General features: G+C 68.9%; 17 protein-coding genes. 2 read left to right on the forward strand and 15 right to left on the reverse strand.

From position 1 onward, the window contains the following. Positions 1 to 136: 136 nt before the first annotated feature. Both OZ403_RS12765 and OZ403_RS12770 read left to right on the forward strand, forming a co-directional pair. Positions 137 to 2,314: a S46 family peptidase gene (locus OZ403_RS12765; RefSeq protein ID WP_268784318.1), complete on the forward strand. Its 2,178-nt coding sequence runs from the start codon at positions 137 to 139 to the stop codon at positions 2,312 to 2,314. Next, complete coding sequence (locus tag OZ403_RS12770; protein WP_140797952.1) at positions 2,314 to 2,970, forward strand: hypothetical protein; 657 nt, start codon at positions 2,314 to 2,316, stop codon at positions 2,968 to 2,970. Before OZ403_RS12765 ends, OZ403_RS12770 begins: the two co-directional genes overlap by 1 nt. Before the next feature lie 12 nt (positions 2,971 to 2,982). Here OZ403_RS12770 and OZ403_RS12775 read toward each other — a convergent pair whose 3' ends face one another. The 15 genes from OZ403_RS12775 to gspD all read right to left on the reverse strand — a co-directional run bounded on the left by OZ403_RS12775 (position 2,983) and on the right by gspD (position 18,995). Beyond that, positions 2,983 to 3,486, reverse strand: a complete 504-nt coding sequence (locus tag OZ403_RS12775) for an RNA polymerase sigma factor (RefSeq protein WP_140853870.1) — start codon at positions 3,484 to 3,486, stop codon at positions 2,983 to 2,985. Between the two features lie 161 nt (positions 3,487 to 3,647). Next, positions 3,648 to 5,288 (reverse strand): sigma 54-interacting transcriptional regulator, encoded by a 1,641-nt coding sequence (locus OZ403_RS12780; protein WP_140789873.1) that lies wholly within the window; start codon positions 5,286 to 5,288, stop codon positions 3,648 to 3,650. Positions 5,289 to 5,386: 98 nt separating this feature from the next. Next, the gene (gene gspN, locus OZ403_RS12785; RefSeq protein ID WP_140797953.1) at positions 5,387 to 6,355 is read right to left on the reverse strand and encodes a type II secretion system protein GspN; all 969 of its coding nucleotides are present in this window, start codon (positions 6,353 to 6,355) and stop codon (positions 5,387 to 5,389) included. A gap of 3 nt (positions 6,356 to 6,358) precedes the next feature. Further along, positions 6,359 to 6,916, reverse strand: coding sequence for a type II secretion system protein GspM (gene gspM / locus OZ403_RS12790; RefSeq protein ID WP_140789877.1), 558 nt, complete (start codon positions 6,914 to 6,916; stop codon positions 6,359 to 6,361). 2 nt (positions 6,917 to 6,918) lie between these two features. After that, positions 6,919 to 8,520, reverse strand: coding sequence for a pilus assembly protein PilM (pilM, locus tag OZ403_RS12795; protein ID WP_140789879.1), 1,602 nt, complete (start codon positions 8,518 to 8,520; stop codon positions 6,919 to 6,921). Between the two features lies 1 nt (position 8,521). Then, positions 8,522 to 9,889, reverse strand: a complete 1,368-nt coding sequence (locus tag OZ403_RS12800) for a general secretion pathway protein GspK (protein ID WP_140797954.1) — start codon at positions 9,887 to 9,889, stop codon at positions 8,522 to 8,524. Between the two features lie 3 nt (positions 9,890 to 9,892). Beyond that, positions 9,893 to 10,564, reverse strand: a complete 672-nt coding sequence (locus OZ403_RS12805) for a type II secretion system protein GspJ (protein ID WP_140796429.1) — start codon at positions 10,562 to 10,564, stop codon at positions 9,893 to 9,895. Next, positions 10,564 to 11,430 carry a type IV pilus modification PilV family protein gene (locus OZ403_RS12810; RefSeq protein WP_140789882.1) on the reverse strand — a complete coding sequence of 289 codons (867 nt, stop codon included), beginning with the start codon at positions 11,428 to 11,430 and terminating at the stop codon, positions 10,564 to 10,566. The genes OZ403_RS12805 and OZ403_RS12810 overlap by 1 nt, the downstream gene beginning before the upstream one ends. Beyond that, the gene (locus OZ403_RS12815) at positions 11,427 to 12,149 is read right to left on the reverse strand and encodes a prepilin-type N-terminal cleavage/methylation domain-containing protein (RefSeq protein WP_174258740.1); all 723 of its coding nucleotides are present in this window, start codon (positions 12,147 to 12,149) and stop codon (positions 11,427 to 11,429) included. The genes OZ403_RS12810 and OZ403_RS12815 overlap by 4 nt, the downstream gene beginning before the upstream one ends. Further along, complete coding sequence (locus OZ403_RS12820; RefSeq protein ID WP_174258741.1) at positions 12,146 to 12,595, reverse strand: type II secretion system protein GspG; 450 nt, start codon at positions 12,593 to 12,595, stop codon at positions 12,146 to 12,148. The genes OZ403_RS12815 and OZ403_RS12820 overlap by 4 nt, the downstream gene beginning before the upstream one ends. A gap of 40 nt (positions 12,596 to 12,635) precedes the next feature. Further along, a complete protein-coding gene (gene gspG / locus OZ403_RS12825) occupies positions 12,636 to 13,061 on the reverse strand; it encodes a type II secretion system major pseudopilin GspG (protein WP_140789887.1) in 426 nt (141 codons plus the stop codon). A 61-nt stretch (positions 13,062 to 13,122) separates the two neighbouring features. Next, entirely contained in the window at positions 13,123 to 13,278 is a 156-nt protein-coding gene (locus OZ403_RS12830; protein ID WP_162295072.1) for a hypothetical protein, read from the reverse strand. Positions 13,279 to 13,289: 11 nt separating this feature from the next. Then, a complete protein-coding gene (gene gspF, locus OZ403_RS12835) occupies positions 13,290 to 14,546 on the reverse strand; it encodes a type II secretion system inner membrane protein GspF (protein WP_140789888.1) in 1,257 nt (418 codons plus the stop codon). A gap of 40 nt (positions 14,547 to 14,586) precedes the next feature. Then, entirely contained in the window at positions 14,587 to 16,404 is a 1,818-nt protein-coding gene (gene gspE, locus OZ403_RS12840; protein WP_140874343.1) for a type II secretion system ATPase GspE, read from the reverse strand. Continuing rightward, positions 16,401 to 18,995 carry a type II secretion system secretin GspD gene (gspD, locus tag OZ403_RS12845; protein ID WP_140789892.1) on the reverse strand — a complete coding sequence of 865 codons (2,595 nt, stop codon included), beginning with the start codon at positions 18,993 to 18,995 and terminating at the stop codon, positions 16,401 to 16,403. The genes gspE and gspD overlap by 4 nt, the downstream gene beginning before the upstream one ends. Between the last annotated feature and the right edge of the window lie 2 nt (positions 18,996 to 18,997).

Raw genomic sequence — 18,997 nt, forward strand, 5'->3', positions numbered from 1 at the left:
CGGTTGCTCCCCTCCTGGGACACTCCAACACTTAATCCGGGTTCGTCTTCCACGAAAAAGCCCGGCCTCCAGGCCGCGAAGCGTCACGGCGAAGGGATTCGCTTGCGGGCGCCGGACGGAGTAGGGAGGGGACACCATGAAGAAGACGCTCCTCCTCCTGTCGCTCGTGGCTGCCCCCGCTCTGGCCGGGGAAGGCAAGTGGACTCCCCAGCAGGTCCTGGAGCTGGACCCGGCGTGGCTACGCGCCCAGGGCCTCCAGGTCTCTCCCAAGAAGCTCTGGGATCCGAAGCGTGGCACCGGCCTGCTCGCGGGCGCGGTCAACGTCGGCGGGTGCTCGGGCGCGTTCATCGCCGCCTCGGGTCTGGTCATCACCAACCACCACTGTGCCTTCGGCGTCATCCAGGAGCACAGCACGCCGCAGCGCGACCTCATCACCCAGGGCTTCCTCGCCTCCAAGCGCGAGGACGAACTGCCCGGCAAGGGCTCCCGCGTCCAGGTCCCGCGCAGCTTCACCGACGTGACGAAGACGGTGCTCGCCGCGGTGCCCGCGGACGCGGATGACATCACGCGCTACAAGGCCATCGAGCGGAAGCAGAAGGAGCTGGTCGCCGAGTGCGAGAAGCGTCCCGCCACCCGCTGCCAGGTGGCCACCTTCGATGGCGGCGTCAACTACACGCTGGTGGACGCGGTGGAACTCACGGACGTGCGACTCGTCTACGCGCCGCCGCGCGCGGTGGGCGAGTACGGCGGCGAGGAGGACAACTGGATGTGGCCGCGCCACACCGGTGACTTCGCCATCCTCCGCGCGTACACCGCGCCGGACGGGACCTCCGCGCCGTACAGCGACAAGAACGTCCCCTACAAGGCGGAGTTCTTCTTCCCGCTGGCCACCCAGGGCGTGAAGCCCAACGACTTCGTCATGGTGCTGGGCTACCCGGGCATGACGTACCGCGCGCTGCTCGCGGAGGAGATGGCCGAGCGCCAGTCCCGCCTCTACCCGCGCATGCGCGACGTGTTCGGTGAGGCGATCCGCATCCTTGAGGCGGAAGGCGAGAAGGACGCCGCGGGCAAGATTGCCGTCGCCTCGCAGCTCAAGGGCCTGCACAACGTCTACAAGAACTCGGGCGGTCAGCTCGCGGGCCTGAAGCGGGGCCACATCGTGGAGAAGCAGCGCGAGGCGGAAGCCGCCGTCGCGGTGTGGGCGAAGAAGACGGGCGCGAAGTGGCAGCCGGCGCTGGACGCGCGGGCCGCGCTGCTCGTCGAGCAGTCCGCCATCGCGAAGTCCTTCGAGCGTGAGTTCCTCCTGGCCGCGTCGTCGCGGCTGGCGCGGGGCCCGGCCCTGGCGGTGACGGTGTCGCGGCTGGCCGCGGAGCGCGCGAAGCCGGACCTGGAGCGCCGCCCGGAGTACATGGAGCGCGAGCACGTCCGCATCAAGGACCGGCTGGAGCGCGACCAGAAGAACCTGTTCCTCCCCGCCGAGCGCCAGCTGCTGCTGGCCTTCGTGCGCCGCGCGCAGGCGCTGGGCGCCGACGAGCGCATCGCCGCGGTGGACAAGCACTTCGGCAAGACGTTCTCGGAGAAGGACGTCCTGGCGAAGATTGACGCCATGTACGCGGGCACCCAGGTGCTGACGCTGGACCAGCGCCTGAAGATGGCCACCGAGTCGGTAGGCCAGCTCGAGGCGCGCAAGGACGCGCTGCTCGCGTTCGGTCTGGACCTGGCGAAGGAGCAGGCCGCGCTCGACGAGGTGAAGGACAAGCGTCAGGGCGCCGCGCTGCGGCTGCGGCCGGAGTGGCGCAAGGCGGTGCTGGCGCACGCGGGCAAGCCGGTGGCCCCCGACGCCAACAGCACGCTGCGCGTCAGCTTCGCCAAGGTGCAGGGCTACGCGCCGCGGGACGGCGCCATCTACACGCCGCAGACGACGCTGTCGGGCATGCTGGCCAAGCACACCGGCGAGGAGCCCTTCGACGTCCCGGAGAAGGTCTCCAAGGTCGCCGAGGCGAAGCGCTTTGGCGCGTGGCAGGACAAGAAGCTGAAGGACATCCCGGTGAACTTCCTGTCGGACGCGGACACCACCGGCGGCAACTCCGGCAGCCCCACCGTCAACGGCAAGGGCCAGTTGGTGGGCGTCAACTTCGACCGCGTCTGGGAGAACGTGGCCAACGACTTCGGCTACAACCCGGACGTGGCTCGCAACGTCAACGTGGACGTGCGCTACATCCTCTGGATGCTGGACCAGGTGGAGGACGCGGACGTGCTGCTGCGCGAGCTGGGCGTGCGCAAGGGCCCGCCGGTGGCGGGGGAGACGCGCTGATGTCGGACGCGGGGGACGGCTCGCTTCCTTTTCCGGTCTTCAAGCCGGAAGAGCGCGTGTGTGGCAATTGCAAGCTGTTCAGCCCGCAGTCGGTGGATGAGCGCCGGGGCTGGGTGGGCACATGCCGGCTGCACTCGTGGCGGGGCAACTTTCCCCCGTCCGCGCCCATTTGCGACAAGTACACGCCTCGGGGAAGCGCGGCCCCCTTGGCGGTTGCACCCGCGCGCGAGCGGACCGCGCGCAGCGTGGCGCCGGTGGTGGTGCGGCGCCGCGCGGACCCCAACGACGTGGTGGACCTGGAAGGGTTGAGCATGACGCGTGAAGAGCTGATGGACATCTTCCGGGAGGCGTCCGGGTTGCTGGACGCGCCGCCCCTGGCCAACAAGTGGGAGGGCGGCACGATGCGGCTGGTGCCCGCCAACACCGAGCTGCAGCCCAAGGACCTGCCCATCGACAACCTGTTCCACAAGGTCGTCATGGTGCGCGACAGGCTCCGGGTGCTGGAGCAGAAGCTCAACGCGCACCCGAAGCTGTCGGACGCGGAGAAGGTGGAGATGCAGAGCTACATCACCCGCGTCTACGGCTCGCTCACCAGCTTCAACGTCCTCTTCAAGGAGAAGGCGGACCAGTTCGTCGGCTCGAAGAGCGAGGACTGAGCACGTCCCCGCTCAGGGCTGCTGGCCACGCTCTTCCATCAGGAAGAGCGTGCGCTGGCGGGCGCGGTGGAGCGTGCTCTTCACCGTGCCTTCGGGGATGCGCAGCAGCCGGGCGATTTCCGGGTAGCTCAGGCCGCGCACCTCGCGCAGGTAGAGGACCTGCCGCTGCTGCTCGTTGATGTCCTCCATCGCCTCACCGAAGTGGCGCTCCATCTCCGCGCCCACGGCGAGGGCTTCGGGGGACAGGGGCTCCTGGACGTCGTGGCTCAGCCTGTCTCGGCGCTTGCGCGCCCGCAGCCAGTTGATGCTGCTGTTCACCATGACCCGGTGCAGCCAGGTGCTCCACGCCGCGCGGCCGCCGTAGCCAGGCGCTCGGCGGGCAAGCCGGGCGAAGACGTCCTGCACCACGTCTTCCGCGTCGGCGGTATCACCGACGATGCGTCGGGCAATGGCCAACGCGCGAGGACGGTGCTCGGTATACAACTCGGACAGCGGCGGAAGCGCGCATGCGTGCATGACGGGTGCTCTCCTGACACGCCGGGGTGGACGTACAGGACATGGAACGAATGAGCCGCCAGAAGGGTCTATCGCCCTTCAGGGCCATGCACCGTGGGACACATTCTTCTGGGGCGGGGGCGTCCTTCCTCTGACACCCCCACCTCCCTGGAAGACAGCCTCTACTCCTGCTCGTCCTGCTTCGTGAGGCCCCAGTCCTTCAGCCGCTTGAAGAGGGTGGAGCGGGCCACGCCCAGCTCGCGGGCCACGCGCTCGCGGTTGTTGTTGTACCGCCGCAGCGCCGCCTCGACGATTTGACGCTCCAGCTTCTCCAGCATCTGCTCCAGCGTCATCCCTGGCGGCAGCTCCGGCACGGCGATGCCCGTCTCGCGGTTCAGCTCCTGGTCGAAGGAGATGTCCCCCGCGTCGATGAGGGGCCCCTTGCGCAGCAGCAGCGCGCGGTGCACCACGTTGCGCAGCTCGCGGATGTTGCCCGGCCACGCGTGGTGCTGGAGCCGCTCCAGGGCCGCGGGCGTGAAGCGCACGGACTGGCCACGCGGGGCGTAGGTGCGCACGAAGTGTTCGGCCAGCGAGCCCAGGTCCGCCTTGCGGCTGCGCAGCGGCGGCAGGTGCAGGGGGATGACACAGAGCCGGTAGTACAGGTCCTCGCGGAAGCGGCCCTCGCGCGCCGCCGCCAGCAAGTCTTTGTTGGTGGCCGCTACCACGCGCACGTCCACCGTCTGCGGGCGGCTGGCGCCCACGCGCTTGATTTCGCCACCTTCCAGCGCGCGCAGCAGCTTGGCCTGCAGGTCGAGCGGCAGCTCGCCAATCTCGTCCAGGAAGAGGGTGCCTCCGTCGGCCTCCTCGAAGGCGCCCTTGCGCGCGCCCATGGCGCCGGTGAAGGAGCCCTTCTCATGGCCGAAGAGCTCGCTCTCGATGAGCTCCTTGGAGATGGCCGCGCAGTTGACGGGCACCAGCGGCCGATTCGCCCGCTGCGAGCAGGCGTGGATGGCGCGGGCCACCAGCTCCTTGCCGGTGCCGGACTCGCCCAGAATCGTCACCGCCGCGGAGGACGGGGCCACCCGCTCAATCAACTCCGAGAGCTGCCGCACCGACGGGTCACCGCCAATGATGCCGTGGAAGGACGTGGGCTCCTTGCGCGTGGTGGGCGCGGCGGGCTCCAGCACCAGCTCCGTCTCACCCACGCGCAGCACGGTGGGCAGCGGGACTTCCGCCTCGAAGACGCGCACCGGGCCCAGCCACGTCCCGTTGGTGGAGCGCAGGTCCACGACGTGGAAGGCGCTGTCGCGGCGGGTCACCTTCAGGTGCCGACTGGAGGCGAAGCGGTCCTGGAGCACCAGGTCGCAGCCGGAGTCCTTGCCCGCGGTGAAGCCTTCACCCGTGAAGCGGTGCACGGACTCGTTGAGGCCCTGCTTCACCCGTACCTGGGCGGGCTGCCAGCGCGGGGCCTGCGTGTCACGGGACTGGACGGACGTCGTGTGACCCACCTCGGTGGTGACGTCCGCGCCCTCGCCGCCGCCGCTGAGGCGGAACACCGCGCGCCACTGGCCCAGCGCCAGGTCCGCGCCGTCCGGCAGCTCGCCGTGGGTGATGGACTGGCCGGCGACGGTGGTGCCCTTGCCGGACAAATCCTCCACCCGGCAGCGCTCGCCGTCCCACAGCAGGGCCACCTGGAGGCGGCTCACCTCGGGGTCCGGAATGGCGACGTCGCTCTGCTCGCCGCGTCCGAGCACCAGCCGCGCCCGGTCCACCCCCACCCGCAACACCTCGTCGCCACGACGAAAGAACACCAGCTCCGGCATCCCAGCCCTCTCAGCAGTCCAGCCTGAGAGCGCTTTACACGCCCTGGTGTTCAGCTTTCAACCCCGCGCCCTGGCGGCGGACGCGGGGGAGCAGGCGCTCAGCGCCGCGGGAGGAACGTCGGCCGGTTGAGGAAGCCGGCGAGCCGGGCGGCGCGGAAGCTGGGGTCCTTCTTGTCCGGCGGGAGGATGGTGACGCCCGCGCCCACCAGGCCCAGCCGCTTCTGGAACTCCGGGTCCAGCTTGATGTTCACATCCATGCCGGGCTCGCTGTACTCCAGCCGCTTGCCCAGCTTCAGCGTGCCGGTGGCCAGGGCTTCCAACTCGTTGCTCTTCAGGCGCAGCGACTCCACCGTGCCCAGGCCCTTGACGAACTGGATGCGTCCGGTGAGCGCGCCCAGGTCGATTTGCGGCAGGTCCATGGGAACCGCCGAGCCGCCACCCATGGGGATGGCCACCTTGCCGCCCTTGATGACCAGGTTGCGGGTGTCCAGCGTCAGCTCGCCGTTGGCCTGGGACAGGTCTGGTTGCGCGCCGTTCTTGGGCATCGTCAGGGACAGGGCCGCGTTCAGCTCGCCGTCCAGGTCCAGCCCGGTGAAGGCCGGCAGGTTGCCGCCAGAGGCCTGGAGCCCGTCCGCCGTCACCTTCACGCGCGTGTCGCCCAGCAGGCCCACGGAGGCGCTCAGCGTGCCGCCCATGACGCTGGCGCGCATCGCGATGCCCGGCGGGAAGAGGGCGGGGCGCAGCGCCACGCTCTCCAGCACCAGCGGCTCACCCAGCTCCGCGGCGCCCAGCATGCCCTCGCCGCGGGAGAGGGCCGCCACCGTGTCCGCGCTCAGCGGCTGGGGCGGCTTGCTCACGCGCACGTTGGTGGCGGTGATGCCCGCCAGGCCAGGCCGCAGCGAACCGATGCGCACCGCGAGCCCCGCCTGGGCCGCTTCGCTGACCAGCCGCTTGCGGATGGCGTCGTATGGGAAGGTGACGAGCAGGCCCACGACGAAGGCCACCACCGCGAACGCGGCGTAGCCGAGGAGAATCTTCCAGCGGGCGGCTTTGGAGTCAGAGGACATGGGTCAGGGCTTCATCCGGTAGGTGGCGACAGTGGTCCACGCCGTCAGCGTGTCCGACGCGGGACGCGGCTCGATGCGCAACAGCTTCACCTTCACCACGCCCGGACCGCTCTCCACCGTCTGCAGGAAGTCGGTCAGCTTGCGCAGGTCCACGTCCGTGAAGGTCAGCTCCACGGCGCTCTCCACGATTTTCCCGTCGCCGATGCCCACCTCGCCCTTGGGCGTCATGTTGGGCACCTGGAGGCCGGCCAGCGTCGCCTTGTCCTCGATGTAGCTGATGAGCTGAACGTTGCTGGACGTGAGCTGCTGCTCCACCGACTGACGGTTGGCCTGGGCCTCGCGGAAGCTGGCGGCCAGCGTGTTCACTTCCTGCAGCTTGGCCAGCTTCTCCTCGGTGCGCTTGCGGTACCCGGACGCGCTGTTGGTGAACGTCATCACCACGGCGAACAGGACGAACACCAGCACCGCCGCGCCGGCGATGGACACCATGCGGCGCTCGCGGTCGCTGAGCCGCTCGAACCACGTCTGGATGGGGGCGAAGACTTCCTGAAGCTTGGCCATGGTCAGCTCTCTCCTCCCTGCTCACCAGGGCATTGCACCTGCACGTCCAGGCGGAAGGACATCTTGCTGCCGTCCCGCGTCTTCTCCACCTTGCCCTGCCGGACGTCCTTGAAGCAGTCGTGGTTCTTGATGGCGTTGGACAGCGTGTCGATCTGCTTCGAGGAGTCCGTCTCGCCCTCGAGGATGACGCGGCCCAGGTCGATCTGGATGCGGGTGAACCTCACCGGCATGTCGTCCGGAACGCGCCCCGTCACCTCCGCCAGGAGGTTGACCGCCGTCAGCCGGGGCAGCGCCGCCGCCGGGCTCTCCACGCCCGCGAGCATGTTGAGCGCGCGGTTGTAGTCCTTCTCGCACCGGCCCAGGATTCGCTGGGTGGTGTCACACAGCACGGCGTCCACCTGCGCCTCGCGCCGCGCCAGCACGGAGTTGCGCACCACGCCGAACGCGATGAGCAGCAGGATGAGCGTGGCCGCGAACGACGCCAGCAAGCCCAGCTTGTCCTTCACGTAGTCGAAGTCGCCCTTGAAGGCGAACTGGCCCCGGCGGAGGTTGAAGCGCGGCGCGCGCACGCCCGCCGCGTTGCCGCGCAGGGACAGCGAATAGGCCTGGGCCGCCACGGGCTGCTCGGCCGCGGGAATCGCCTTCGCGTCCGCGGGCAGCGCCAGCACCCGCACCGGCAGATTCAAGTCCCGGGAGAGCTGCTCGGCGATACCCGGCAGCTTCGCCGTACCACCGCACAACACCACCGCGCCCACCTGCTGACGGGTGCGGGCCGTGTAGGCCTTGAGGGTGGGGCGCAGCTCGCGCAGCATCGGCTGCAGGCCGCGCACGAAGGCCGCCGCCGCGCGCTCCGCGTCCGGGCCCTGCGCCGCGCTGGCCACCGCGCCGTGCTGCTCCTTCCAGTGGTGCGCCTCCGCCAGCGACGTCTGGAACTCCGTCGCCAGCGCCTTGCTCAAGTCCTTGCCGCCACCGGAGAAGGTGCGCGCGAACTGGACGCCCTCACCGGGCTTGCCCACCGACACGGAGGTGCGCTCGTGGCCGATGTCCACCACCGCCACCGCGCCGCCTTCACCCGTGCCCTGGAAGAGGCCCGGGTGCTGCTGGAACAGGTTCTGGTAGGCCAGGCCCGGGTGCGTGACGATGCGCGGGTCCACCTTCAGCTCGGCCAGCAGCGCCAGCAGCGCCGCCAGCTCTTCCTTGCGCACCACGCCCACCAGCAGGTCGCTGGCCTTCTCCTTGCCCTCTCCTTCCTTCAGGCCCACGACCTGGTAGTCGTAGACGACGTCGGAGATGTCGAAGGGCAGCTGGCTGCCGACCTCGAAGGGCAGCGTCGCCTCGATGCGCTTGGCGTCGGAGAAAGGCAGGCTCAGCGCGTGCGTGGTGAGCGCGGGGCCGGGCAGGGCGATGACAATCTGGTCCACGTTGCCCGGCGGGAGCTGGCCCAGCAGCTCCTGCACCGCGGCTCGCAGCGTGTCGGCGCGCTCGCCCTCCTGGGCACGCCGGACCTCGGCGAACCCATGGGTGGTGTGCGTCTTCGTCTTCGCCTCCAGCACCACGCCCTTCACGGCGTGACTGCCGAGGTCCAGGCCAAGGATACGGGCCATGCTATTCCTCTCTCCAATACAGGAGCCGGCCCAGGGTGTCGTCGAGCCGGATGACGGCGGTCAGCGTCTTCTGCACGTTGCCCGCTTCTCCCACAGATTTGATGGTGAAGGTCTGACTCTTGTCGCCCACGAGCCGGTTGCCCGCGACGTTGGATTTCACGGCCGGGTCGACCAGGATGCCCGCGGCTTCCACCACCGCGACGAAGTCCTGCACGGACATCCCGAAGAAGCTGAACATGCGCGCGGCGCGCACGCGTTCGATGAGCTCGTTGAGGAACACCGGGTCCCTCAGGCGCGGGTCCGGCCGCGTCTGGTCCGCCACCGACATGATGGCCAGCCCCATCATCACCGGGTCATCGGTGTTGATGTTGGGCCGGCGGTTGATGTCCGGATAGACGGTGAGGCGGTCCCGGAACGCCGACATGAACTGGTCGTTGATGCCGTGGACCCGGTACAGCTCGTCCACGCTGTCGAAGCGCGCGTTCTTGGGCTGATAGCCGGGTTCATAACGGCTGTAGGCCGCGCCTTCATCCGAGAACCCACCCGGCAGCGGATTCACCGGGTCCACCGGGTTGAAGGCCGAGCCCGTCCGGTCGTCGTCCGCCCAGTCCTTGAGGGCCAGGAGGACGTCCTGGGGCGTGCTGCGCACCTTGTTGGCGTCGTCCCGCTCCCAGAGGAACTCGAAGCGCGGGTCCGCCATCATGTCCATGAGCCGCAGCGCCGTGGGCCGCGCGTCACCCGCGCCCGCGATGAGGCGGTGCACGTTGAGCTTCTCTTCCTCGTCGGAGATGGTGGCCAGGAAGCAGCCCTCGAAGCCGCCAAAGGAGCGCATGGTCATCTGCGAGGCGACCTCGCGCGTCGCCGGGTCCGCGTCCTCGTCATCCAGCTTGAAGTTGTCGTCCTGCTTGGGCTCCAGCGCGGAGACCTCTCCACCCGCGCCGTCGTTCTTCACCAGCCCGCGGAGCATGTGGCAGTCCACGCGTGCCATCTTGAAGAGCTGGATGTTGAGCGAGGAGGGCTGCACCTGCCCGGCCTGCGGCGTGCCACCGATGCCCAACTGCCCCAGGATGGCCGCCGGGTTGGGGATGGGCGTCTGGTCCACCTGCTTCTGGAAGCGCAGCAGCAGCCGCGACAGCGCGATGCCCGAGCGCGCCATGTAGTAGGCGCGCACTTCGTCCCGCTGGTTGGCCGCCAGCTGCAGGTCCACCCGGCTGTTGTAGGCGAAGTCGGTGGCAATCACCGTCAGGATGGCGATGGAGACAATGGCGATGATGAGCGCCACGCCGCGCGAGCGCCGCTCCCGCCGCGCCGGGCGGGGCAGGGGCTTGCGTCGCCGCCGGGGCGTCTGCTGGAAGAAGGGCAGGGGCATGGCTCAGTACCTCGGCAGCTCCGTGTTGAGCATGATTCGGGCCTGGGTGACGTAACGGGCTTCCTTGCCCGTTTCGTCCACCGCCGTCACCGTCACGCGCACCCGGGTGGGCAGGATGGCCTTGCGCTCGATGCGCCGCGTGTCCCACTCGTCATCCCACTCCTTCTTCTCCGAATCCCAATAGGCGAACTCCAGCTCCTTCACGCCTTCGAAGAGCACGTCCACGTGGCCGCCCTGCTCCATGCGCTCGTCGATGTTCGGGTTGACGCGCCGCTTGAGGTCCTGCCGGCCGCGGGCCTCCCGGTCCTCCGACGCCTCCACGAAGTACTCGACGATGGCCTGGTCGGACTCCTTCACGTCCGTGTAGAGGCGCTGGTGTGAGAAGGTGGTGAACAGCAGCTTGCCACGCTCCCCCACGAAGTTGCTGGGCCGGTCGTTCTGGTCCCGGAAGCGGGTGGAGTCGTAGCGGTCGCTGACGTAGGCCGAGCCAATCTCACGCGCCATGCGGTTCATGGCCACGCGGACCTGCCGGTAGCGGTCCGCGTCCACCTCCACCGTCTCCTTCGCCGTCAGGCCCGTCTGGAAGGCCATGGCCACCACCGTGCCCATGAGGGCGGTGATGGCAACGGCCACCATGACCTCCATCAGCGTGAAGCCTCGCGTGCGACGCCGCATCATCGACCCCCTCGGAAGCCGCCCGGCAGAATCGGGTTGCCCAGCGGGTTGCCGCCCATGTTCCCCCGGCGGCTGCCCAGGTCCTGCTGCGCGTCGGACAGGCGGCGCAGGGGCTGGCGCGTCGTCGGGTCCAGCATGACGCCGTTGGGGCCGGGGATGGGGTTGGCCACGGGCCGCCCGTCCTGCGTCACCCACTGGTTGTCGGAGCCTCCGCCCTGGGCCGCGGCGGCGCCGCCGTTGCGGTCCGAGCCCGGCCCGAGCGACACGATGTGCGTCACCAGGTCGATGCTCTCCACCTGCGTGCCTTCCTGCCAGTAGACGGTGAGGTGCACCTCGCGGACCGTCTGGGTGATCTGCTCCACCATCTGCGTGAACATGGGCTGGGCCATGCCCATGGCCGCGCCACCCATTCCACCCAGGCCCGCGGCCTGGGGCCCGCCGGAGGACGCGCCGTCCTTGCCGCCAGCACCGCCTCCGAAGAGGCCCGCCAGTCCGGACATCGGGTCATCACCGCTGGCGTTGTCGCCAATGGGCAGGTTGAAGATGGCGCCAATGAGCTGGTCCGGCGTCACGCCGTCCGTCTTGGGCGCGATGATGCGCGCGCGCCACTTGAACTGGTTCCAGCCTTCATCGGAGAAGTCCCCGGACTCCTCCTTGTCGTCGAGGCTGAAGCCGTCGTCGTAGAGGTCCTGCTCCAGGTCCGTCATCTTCGACCGGGCCAGCAGCGACGCCACGGTGAGGCGCTTGGTATAGACGTGGTTGGACACCGCGCCCGCGTTGAGGTCGAAGATGGCCATCAGCGCCATCCCGAGGATGGCGAGCGCCACCACCACTTCCAGCAGCGTGAAACCCTGGGCGCGCCTCATCGCGGCACCTCCAGCGCCTCGGCGACAATCTGCACCTTGCCAGTGAGCGGTGACACGTCCAGCGTCCAGACGTTGTCTCCCTGCTGCACGTAGACGTAGGCCTTCTCCGTGTAGCCCTGCGGGAAGAAGTAGAGGTACGCCACGCCATTCTCCACCGGCTGACGCTGGTGGCGCGTCCACACGGAGACCTTGACGTCCGCTGGCAGCTCGCGCGCGGGGACCTCTTCGGAGGTGTAGGAGGAGAAGCGGGCCGCGTTCTCCACGCGCAGCTTCTCACCCTCCAGCAGCTCCTGCGCGCTGGGGGCATTCGTCCCGCTGCCGCCGCCCAGGTAGCTGCGCCGCTCGTCACGGCCGCCGCCGCTGCCCCGGTTGCGCGCGGCGCGCTCGCGTTCGGTGTTCTCCGCGCGCAGCGTCTCGTCGCGGTCTCTCGCGGTGGTGACGGCGCCCTCCGCGCATTCGGCGTGATAGCGCGTGGCCTGCTCGCTCTTGGGGTCGGGAATCTCGAAGACCAGCCGGCACGTCTGCCCGCGCAGCGCCGCCGAGTCGTAGAGCGAGCGGATGAGGCCCGCCAGCTCGCCCGCGCTGCCCTTGGCCTTGGCGCCGGTGATGGAGCCGATGCCCATCACCGCCGCGGAGAACAGCATCGCGACGATGATGATGGCGATGGAGATTTCGATGAGCGTCAGGCCGCGCTGGGCGCGGTGGCTCCGCTTCGTCATGGCTCCCCCCAACCAGCGGCCAGCACACCGCCGCTGCTCAGGTCCGCGTCAGGCCCCGTGCCGCCCGGCTTGCCGTCGGCGCCATAGGAGACGACGGCGCCCGTGGAGCCGTCCATCCAGTACACGTACGGATGGCCCCAGGGGTCCTCCGGCACGCGGTCCAGGAGCCGGGCCTGGATGAGCGGCGTGAAGCCTTCGGCCTGGGAGGGGAAGCGGCCCATCAGCCGGTGGTGGGACTTGAACATGCCCTCCAGCTGGCGGATGTCCGTGCGAGCCCGGCGCTGGTTGGCGTCCAGCGTCCGGTCCTCCGTCACGTAGACCAGCGTGAAGGCAAGCCCCGTGGCGGCCACGAAGACGAACGCGAGGAGGAACCGCCCCAGTCTCCGGCGGCGGTCCGGCCCCTCGTGCGAGGGCGTCGGGGATGGAATGGCGTCGTGCTCTTTCATGCCCAAGCCCTGTCAACGTGTGTCGCGCGCGACTTGTTCGTCACTTCTTGGCGGAGGCCGCCGAGTCCGCGGAGGAGATGTCCGCGTCGTTGCCCTCGCCGCCGGAGGCGCCGTCCGCGCCGTAGGAGATGATGACCGGCTTGCCGCCCTCGTTGATGTAGACGTAGTCGTTGTTCCAGGGGTCCTTGGGCATCTGCTCGAGCGCCTGCGCCTCCACCAGCGCCTGCAGGCCGGAGGCCGTGTCCGGGTACTTCCCCTTCTTCGTGTAGTAGAGCTTCATCGCGCCCTGGATGTTCTTGATGTCCAGCGCGGCGCGGTCCCGGCGCGCGGCCTCCAGCTGCGGGATGACGGCCACACCCACCGCCGCGGCGATGAGACCGAGGATGGTGATGACCACCATGATTTCGATGAGCGTCATGCCGCGGTTGCGGCGCTGCTTCCTCTGCTGCTTCTGGCTCTGGCGCATGTGTGCTCTCCATCCCGGGTGACTTTCTGGCAGGCCACCCTTGTGTCGTCGTGTCTTCTTGTCAGGGCGTCCGGACGCTGTCCGCCGCCCCGGCGGGCGGGCGAGGCTGCTGGGGACCGTACAACCGGGCCCCCACGGTCAGCAGCGCCGCCGCCATGGCGACCATTGCCGCCAGGGTGACGCGTTGAATCCAACGGTCCGCCATGTCGTTCATCATTCCGCCACACCTCACCGGATGGCCGAGTTCACCTGCAGAATCGGCATCAGGATGGAGAGCGCGACGAATGCAATCACCGCGCCCATCACCACGATGAGGAGGGGCTCCAGCAGCGAGGTGAGGGCGCTGATGCGCACGTTCACCTGCGTCTCGTAGTTGTCCGCCACGCTGGTGAGCATCTCCTCCAACTGGCCGGAGCGCTCACCGATGGCGACCATGTGGTACACCAGCGGGGGGAATTCCCCGGAGCGCTTCAGCGGGTTGGCGATGCTTTCGCCCTCGCGGATGGAGTCGCGGGCCTTCTCGACGACCTCCGCCAGGACGGTGTTGGTCATGATGGCCTTGACGATGTCCATGGCCGCCAGCAGCGGGACGCCGCTCTTGAGCAGCGTGGACAGCGTGCGGGCGAAGCGGGAGATGGACAGCAGGCGCACCATGTTGCCCACCAGCGGCGCCTTGAGCATGAAGCGGTCCCACTTGGGCTTGCCCGAGGGGCTCTTCGTCCAGCGCATGAAGAGGACCACGGCCAGCGCCATGGCCGGCAGCAGGATGAACCACCAGTTCTGGAAGAAGTTGCTGGAGGCGATGAGGAAGCGCGTGCTCAGGGGCAGCGTGGCCTTCATCGTCTCGAAGATCTTCGTCACCTTCGGCACCACGAAGACCATGAGGGCCACGAGGATGCCGCCGCCCACCACCATCATGATGGCGGGGTAGAGCATGGTGCTGAGAATCTTCTGCTGCAGCCGGGCCTGGTTCTCCGTGAAGTCCGCCAGGCGCGTGAGCACCGCGTCCAGCGCGCCGGAGGCCTCACCCGCGCGCACCATGTTCACGTAGATGCTGGGGAAGATTTTCGGGTGCTGCCCCATGGCTTCCGCCAGGGACGAGCCTTCATTGACGCGCTGCTTGATGTCGGAGAGGGCGCGCTTGAAGCGCTCCTTCTCCACCTGGTCCACCAGCGCGCTGAGCGACTCCACCAGCGTGACGCCCGCACCCAGCAGCGTGGACAGCTGCCGGGTGAAGATGGCCACGTCGTCGGTGTTGACGCGGCCCCGGCCCAGCTTGCGCAGGTCGATGTCGCGCGCCACCAGCGCCGCGTTGGTGCCCTTGGCCACGGCGGCCCGGCTGCCTTCGGCCTGGGCCAGCACGTCCGTGAGGAAGATGCCGTCGGCGCGCAGCTTGGACCGCAGCGTCTTGGGTGAGTCCGCCTCGAGCAGGCCCTTGATCTGCTTGCCCGCGGAATTGAGACCTCTGTACTCGAAGACCGGCATGGTTCAGGAACCCCGGCCCCTCCCAGGGAGGAGCTGTCGGCTACATGTCCTCCTGGGTGATGCTGAGCACCTCGGCGATGGTCGTCTCGCCCAGGGCAATCTTCCGCGCGCCGTCATCGAGCAGCGTCGTCATGCCCTTGGACGTGGCGGACCGCTTGATGGTGGAGGCGTCCACGTTCTTCAGCACGAGCTGGCGCACGTCGTCATCCACGGGGAGGAACTCGTAGATGCCGGTTCGCCCGCGGTAGCCGTTGCGGTTGCAGGAGGGGCAACCGGCGGCCTTGTAGATGCGGTCCACGCCGTAGCGCTGCTTGAAGGAGGCCACCGAGTGGCCCAGTTCCTTCAGCTCCGCGTCCGTGGGCTCGTGGGGCACGCGGCAGTCCGGGCACACGCGGCGCACCAGCCGCTGGGCCAGGATGCCGGTGAGCGAGGACGCCACGAGGAAGGGCTCCACGCCCATGTCCACCAGACGCGTCACGGCGCCGGCGGCGTCGTTGGTGTGGACGGTGGACAGCACCAGGTGGCCCGTCAGCGAGGCCTGGATGGCGATCTCCGCCGTCTCCTTGTCGCGAATCTCGCCGACCATGATGACGTCCGGGTCCTGGCGGAGGAAGGAGCGCAGCCCCTGCGCGAACGTCAGGCCAATCTTCGGGCTGATGGCCATCTGGCCAATGCCCTTGAGCTGGTATTCGACGGGGTCCTCGACGGTGAGGATGTTGAGGTCGGGCGTGTTGATCTTCGACAGCGCGCCGTAGAGCGTCGTCGTCTTGCCGGAGCCCGTGGGGCCCGTCACCAGGATGATGCCGTGTGAGCGCTTGATGACGGCTTCCATCGACTCGAGCGTCTTCTGGCTCATGCCGATTTCCGCCAGGTCCAGCAGCGTCGCCGTCTTGTCCAGCAGACGCATGACGATGCGCTCGCCGAAGGACGTGGGGATGGTGGACAGACGGATGTCGATGTCGCGGCCGGCCAGCTTGATGCGGATGCGGCCGTCCTGCGGCAGGCGCTTCTCCGCGATGTTGAGCTGCCCCATGACCTTCACGCGGCTGACGATGGCGTTCTGGTAGCGCTTGGGCGGCTTGATGACCTCCTGTAGCACACCGTCCACGCGGAAGCGCACCAGCAGCTCGCGCTCCATCGGCTCGATGTGGATATCGCTGGCGCGCTCCTTGGCGGCGCGGAACAGCACGGAGTTCACCAGCCGGATGACGGGCGCCTCGTCGTCCTCGTCCAGCAGGTCCTTGGGCTCGTCCAGCTCGTGGGCGATGGCGTCCAGGTCCTGCGTTTCCATCTCGTCCACGAGCTGTTCCGTCTCGTTGACGGAGCGGTCGTAGACGCTGTTGATGGCGTCGGTGATGGTGGAGCCCAGCGCGATGCGCTGGCTGACGCTCTGACCCAGCAGCACGCGCACGTGGTCCAGCGCCGCGGTGTCCAGCGGGTCGGCCACCGCCACCGCCACCGTGTCACCCTCCAGGGACAGCGGGAGGATGCGCGACTGCTTGGCGAAGTTGATGGGGATGCGCTTGACCAGCTCCGCGTCCACCTCTTCGGCGAAGATGCGCGCCAGGTAGGGCAGGTCCAGTTGGTGCCCCAGGGCCTTGGCCACGTCCTCTTCGGAGACCGCCTTCATCCCCACCAGGGCCTCGCCAATGCGCTGCCCCTTCTCGTCCTGGATGGCGAGCGCCTCCTGGAGCTTCTCCTCGGTGAGCGAGGGGACGATGGCGCGCAGGATCTCCCCCAGCGGGCGGCCACAGAGGTAGGCCTGTCCGTGAGCCACCAGCTGCGTGGCGTCGTTGCGCGAGGGAGCCGTGCTGCCGGTGGCGGCATTGGTGAGGACGGGGTCGGCGGTCAGGTTCATGGCGTCTGTTCCCCCGCCTCCGGCTGGATGCGCAGGCGTTCGGCGTCTCCTGCCTCGGGGACCGGGATGGCCTCGGACGGGGGCTGCTCGAAGTTCTGCGGGGCGGGCGCGGGCACTGGTTCTTCCGAACCATCCGGGGGCGGCATGCCTTCCCGCACCGCTGGTCCACCTTCCTCCGCCGGGGCGACGGGCGCCTGCCGCTGCGTGGAGGGCACGGCTCCCGGGCCGCTGGCCGGGGGAGGGGCCGGGGTGATGACGCGCTCGCCGGCCACGCCCGGACCGCCGTTCTCCGCGCGCTGCTCCTCCTGCGTCACCTTCTGGCCCATGCGCGACAGCGGACCGGGCTTGCGGGTGAAGTCCACCGCCACGTCGTAGCCGGGCACCTGGCCGTAGAACTGCTCCACGAACTGCTGCCGCTCCTTCATCTTGCGCTCGAAGATGACGCGGAAGTCCTCCGGCCCCCGGATGATGTAGGGCGTCAGGAAGAGGAGCAGGTTCGTCTTCGTCTTGCGGCGCGTGGTGTCGCGGAACAAGTGGCCCAGCAGCGGGATGTCACCCAGCAGCGGCACCTTGGACACGCTCTCCAGCGTGCGGTCCTGCATGATGCCGCCAATCACCAGCGTCTCCTGGTCCCGCGCGATGACGGTCGTCTTCGCGCTGCGGCGGGACGTGGTGGGACCGAGCACCGGGTCGGTGGAGGCGATCTCCTCCGTCTGCTGGTTGATGACCAGGCGGATATAGTCGCTCTCGTTGATCTGCGGCTTCACCGTCAGCTTCAGCTCCACGTTCTGACGGGTGATGGGGGCGTAGAGCGAGCCCAGGCCACCCAGGCCGCCCAGCAGGCCGCCGCCCAGTCCTCCCGCGACGCCGCCGGCGCCCACGCCGCCCCCGAGCGAGCCCAGCGAGGACGGGTTGAAGCCGGACTGGAAGGGCACGTTCTGGCCCACCGTGATTTCCGCCTCCTCGTTGTCGCTGGTGAGGATGTGCGGCGTGGAGAGCACGTTCACATCCGAGCTCTGCTGCATGGCGTGCAGCACCACACCGAAGGCCGGGATGCCCAGCTTCTCCAGCGCGGGGATGACGGGGCCCTGGATACCGGCGAGGAAGCCGCCGTAGGACGCCAGGCTGGTGAGCGACAGGGACGGCGGCAGGCCGTTGCCGGAGGTGTTGGTGCCGATGAGGCCAGGAACCGCGCCATTCTCCGTGCTCAGGCTGAAGCCGCTGTGCAGGTTCATGCCCAACCGCGCGTTGCGGTCCAGGTTGACCTCCATGATGACGGCCTCCACGAACACCTGACGGCGCGGCTTGTCGAGCTGCTGGATGACCTGGACGATGTTCTTGTAGTCCGCCGAGCTGGCGACGATGACCAGCGAGTTGCTGCCCTTGTCGGCCGAAATCTTCACCTCGCCGCTGAACAGCTCCGCCGCCTGCGTCGTGGTGGGGCCGCCGGGAGCGCCCGGCGGGCGGGCCTGCACCGGGGTGCGGCCGCGGGGCGTGTTGCCGGTGCCCTGGGCCAGCGACTGGAGCGTGCTGGCCAGCTCCTCCGCGTTGGCGTTCTCCAGGTAGTAGACGTTGATGCGTCCGCCGCCGCTGGTGGGGATGTCAATCTGCCCGACGATGTCCTGGATGCGCTCGAAGGCCGCGGGGCTGGCGACGATGATGAGCTTGTTGGTGCGCTCGTCCGGGATGATCTGCGACAGCGTCACCGGACCGCCGGTGGAGCCTTCCTGGCCCTGTCCGGCCTGGGGCGCGGCCTGCGCCGAGGCGGGGGGCACCGTGCGCCCGGCGGCGGCGGGCTGGCCGGGGCGGGCGCCCTTGGCCTCGAAGAGGCGCTGCACCGTGTTGGCCACGTCCTGCGCGGAGGCGTACTGCACCTGGATGATGCGCATCTCGTCACTGGCGGCGCGCGTGTCCAGCTGGTGGATGATGCGCTCCAGGCGGTGGATGTTGGAGCCCACGTCGTTGATGATGATGGTGTCGGGCGGATACGGAATCGTGTCGCCGTCCTTGGACACCAACTGCTGGAGCACGCCGCGCAGCGGCTCCACTTCCACGTTCTGCACGCGGAACAGCTTGGTCACCATCTGCTCATTGGTGGTGTACGGCTCACCGTCCTCGACGATGGTCGGGATGGGGTTCTGCTTCGCCGAGCGCTTGTCGACGATCTTCATGAACCGGCCGTACTGGTAGACGGCGAGCCCGTTGGCGTCGAGCGAGGCGAGGAAGGCGGAGTAGAAGGCGTCCGCGTTGACCTCCACCCGGCCATTCTCAGGGCCGATGATGGAGATCTTCCCGCGCACGTTCTCCGGGAGGATGAAGGTGCGGCAGGTGGCGTCCGCGACCGTCTGGACCAGCTTCTCGATCTCCACCTTGTCGAAGTAGATGCCGTAACGGGCATTGCGGCGGGCCTCCTCGCACGTCGGCGTGCGGCGGGGGCCCGCGGTGGCGTCACCAGCGCTGGTAGCGCCAGAGCCTTGCGGGGAAATCGTCCGCTCTCCAGCGGAGCCAGAGGGCGGTGAGCGGCGCTGGGCCTGCGCGGGAATGGCGAGCGCGAGGCACAGGCAGAGCATCCAGGACGGGAGCGTCTTCATGG

It is taken from the genome of Myxococcus sp. NMCA1, assembly GCF_026810205.1.
GTDB lineage: Bacteria > Myxococcota > Myxococcia > Myxococcales > Myxococcaceae > Myxococcus > Myxococcus xanthus_A.